Below are 3,543 nucleotides of genomic sequence, written 5' to 3'. Positions count from 1 at the left end.
CCGACGAGGCACTCAGCTCCTCCGACGACGCCGCCACCGCATCCGCCGACCCGGCCACCGCCGCCAGCACCCCGCGCAGGTCGGCCACCGCGGCGTCGATGGCGGCGGCCGCTCGACCCACCTCATCGTCCCGATGCACCCCGGTGCTGCGGGTGAGATCCCCACCGGCCATGGCCCGCGCGACCGAGACGACCGCGTCGAGGGGCCGCACGATGCGGCGTGCCACAGCCAGTGCGGCGCCCAGGACCAGCAGAGCCCCCGCCACGACGATGGCGATCATGGTCCAGCGGGTGCGTGTCTCCTGCGCCGCGGCGGCGTCGGTCGCCATGACGACCCGCTCCTGCAGCGACTCCTTGAGCTCGGTCGTCAGCGTGATGATCTCGAAGTAGATGGCGTAGCCGTCACCCAGGATCAGCTCGTCTGCGGCGTTCTTGCCCATCGGCGTGTTCTGCGCGTAGAGGGCGACCACCTGGTCGTCCACGGCGAAGAAGTCGTCCCACTTCGTCGCGATCTCGTCGTAGACGGTGGCCTCCTCGGCCGTCAGGACCTCGCGCGGCATGGCCTCCAGCTCGTCGCGGAGCCGGTCGCTGACGTCGAGGAAGCCGGCCCGGTTGGCGCTGTCCGGGGCCACCGCCTGCAGCGCCCCGACCCGGCTGGCGTCCCAGGCGTACGCCGTCTGCCAGCCGCTGACATCGGCGTTGAAGAACTCCATCGCCTGGGAGTGACCCAGGGCGTCGTTCAGCGCGGCGACCTCCTGCCGCGTGGACCCGGCGCCCCCGAGGCCGGCCAGCCCGGAGCCGCCGACGGCGATGGCGGCGGCCATGCCGGCGGCGCCGACGGCCAGGATCGAGCCGCGGACACCGATGCGGGAACGGCGGGCGGGTGTGCTGGTGTCCATGACGGAAATTCACTTCCTACGGGAACGGGGGGAGAACCTCGGACAGTGCCGGATGCGGCTCTCCACAGGACGATGCGTCAGACGCTAGAGGGCGTGGAAAGGTTGGACACACAGTTCACGGGCGTGTCGCGCCGCACCTCGGAGAAATGCTGGTGACCGTTCTGGACGCACCGCCGAATCGACATGGTGACGCATTCCCCGCCCGGGGGCGCACAATGGATGAGGGCGCCCGGGGAATGGCCGGGCGCCCTCTCCCGTGGGCAGCGCTCAGTAGGTGAAGCGGGCGACGCTGGTGCGCAGGTCGGCGGCCATCCGGGACAGCTCGTCGACGGCGCTGCGCGTCTGCGTCAGGGCCTGCGTCGTGGAGTCGGCGGCAGAGGACACCCCGGTGATGTTCACCGCGATCTCCCCCGTGCCGCCGGCGGCCTCCGCGACCGAGCGCGACATCTCGCTGGTGGTCGCGGTCTGCTCCTCCACCGCCGAGGCGATGGTGGTCTGCCGGTCGGAGATCTGCGCGACGATCGTGCTGATCTCGTCGATGGCCGCCACCGCCGCGGTGGTGTCGCCCTGGATCGCCTGCACCCGCCGGGCGATGTCCTCGGTCGCCTTCGCCGTCTCCTGCGCCAGCTCCTTGACCTCGTTGGCCACCACCGCGAAGCCCTTGCCGGCCTCCCCGGCCCGGGCCGCCTCGATGGTGGCGTTCAGCGCGAGCAGGTTGGTCTGCTCGGCGATGCTGGTGATCACCTTCACCACGTTGCCGATCTCCGCCGAGGAGTCGCCGAGCTTGGCCACCGTCGCCGTCGTGTTCGCCGCGGCGTCCACCGCACGGGCGGCCACCTGGCTGGCCTCGGCCGCGTTGCTGGCGATCTCCCGGATCGACGCACCCATCTCCTCGGCGCCGGCGGCCACGGTCTGCACGTTCCGCGAGACCTCCTCCGCCGCGGAGGCCACCACGCCCGACTGCGCCGAGGTCTCCCCCGCGGAGGCCGCGATCTGCGCCGACGACGCCGACAGCTCCTCCGAGGACGCGGCGACCGCGTCGGCGGAGGCGACCACCGAGGCGAGCACGTCGCGCAGCCCGGCCTGGGCGGCGTCGAGCGCGGCGGCCATCCGGCCCAGCTCGTCGTCGGACTCGACGTCGGTGACGACCGTCAGATCCCCACGGGCCATGGCCTCGGCGGTGCGCTGGACCGAGCGCACCGTGCCCACCAGCCGGCGCACGACGACGACCGTCGCGGCGGCGGCCAGCAGGACGCTGAGCAGCGCGGTCACCAGCAGCGTGGTGATCGCGGCGCCCGCCTCCCGCTCGGTCTCGGCATTGCGGGCGGCGGCCTCGGCGGACTGTGCCACGCCCTCCTGCTCGAGGGCGTCGGCGATCTCGGTGAGGAGCGGGCTGGACACCTCGCGGTAGAGCGCGGCGTAGCCGGCCAGGTCGCCGCGGTCGGCTGCGGGGAACAGCTGGGTGGCGTTGGACTCCAGGAACTCGGCGCGCGCCTCGAGGTAGGCGTCCATCGCGGCGCGGTCGATCACGAAGGCCTCGTACTCGGCCAGGGCGGCGTCGACGTCGGCCTGCTTCTCGTCCATCTCCCCGAGCAGCTCCAGGCGGCGCGCCGGGTCGGAGACGGCGTACTCGAGCACCCGTGCCCGGTGCGCGGCGGTGGCCCGCTGGACGGCGGACAGCGCGTTGAGCGGCTCGAGGTTCTCGGTGTAGATGCGCTCCTGGCTCTCCCGCATGTCGCCGATGCGGGAGACCGCGAGCACGTTGGTGGCCAGGACGACGACCGCCAGGAGGGCGACGACGGCACCGATCTTCACGCCGATCGGGCGGTCGGCGAACCAACCGCCACGTCGGCGGGAGGTGGTGGTGAGGGGCATGGCGGGGACTCCTGCTGGCGCGCTGGGAATGGGTCGAGGAATCGGCCGGCTCGGTGCACGGTCGCTACACACGAGAACGTAGATGGGCTCCACGACCCGAACGCGCACGCGATCTGTGTCGCGACCATTTTGCAATGTTGCGGAGAAGCCGGGTAGAATTGTCGACACCGCGGTGCGGTGACCATTCCCGGAGGCCGGCGGAAATGCGACGACCCCGGTCGCGCAGCCCCCCGCGGGGCCGCGCGACCGGGGTCGGTCGCCGTCGGAGCGGTCAGTACCTGAAGCGGGTCACCGAGGTGCGCAGATCGGTGGCCATGCGGGTCAGCTCCTCCACCGTGCTCCGGGTGCGGGTCAGCGCCCGCGTGGTCGCGCCCGCGGCGGCGGAGACCCCGGAGATGTTCGTCGCGATCTCCGTCGTCCCGCCGGCCGCCTCGGCCACCGACCGCGACATCTCGCTCGTGGTGGCGGTCTGCTCCTCCACCGCCGAGGCGATGGTGGTCTGCCGGTCGCTGATCTGCGCCACGATCGAGGAGATCTCCCCGATCGCGGTCACCGCCGCCGTGGTGTCGCCCTGGATGGCCTGCACCCGCCGGGCGATGTCCTCGGTCGCCTTGGCGGTCTCCTGCGCCAGCTCCTTGACCTCGTTGGCGACCACCGCGAAGCCCTTGCCCGCCTCGCCGGCGCGGGCGGCCTCGATGGTGGCGTTGAGCGCCAGCAGGTTGGTCTGCTCGGCGATCGAGGTGATCACCTTCACCACGTTGCCGATCTCG

The 3,543-nt window shown here is 72.3% G+C and carries 3 protein-coding genes; all 3 read right to left on the bottom strand.

All coding sequences use genetic code 11. The features are described from left to right. Window positions 1-898: HAMP domain-containing protein (locus tag MY526_RS26840; RefSeq protein ID WP_436705474.1), on the bottom strand; the 898-nt coding region annotated here is incomplete at its 3' end. 267 nt (window positions 899-1,165) lie between these two features. After that, window positions 1,166-2,773, bottom strand: coding sequence for a methyl-accepting chemotaxis protein (locus MY526_RS26835; protein ID WP_436695915.1), 1,608 nt, complete (start codon window positions 2,771-2,773; stop codon window positions 1,166-1,168). Between the two features lie 271 nt (window positions 2,774-3,044). Then, a partial coding sequence (locus MY526_RS26830; RefSeq protein ID WP_436705473.1) for a methyl-accepting chemotaxis protein occupies window positions 3,045-3,543 on the bottom strand: 499 nt, incomplete at its 5' end.

This window comes from Geodermatophilus sp. CPCC 205761, from assembly GCF_051383655.1.
GTDB lineage: Bacteria > Actinomycetota > Actinomycetes > Mycobacteriales > Geodermatophilaceae > Geodermatophilus.
This window is presented reverse-complemented; position numbering and strand designations above follow the sequence as displayed.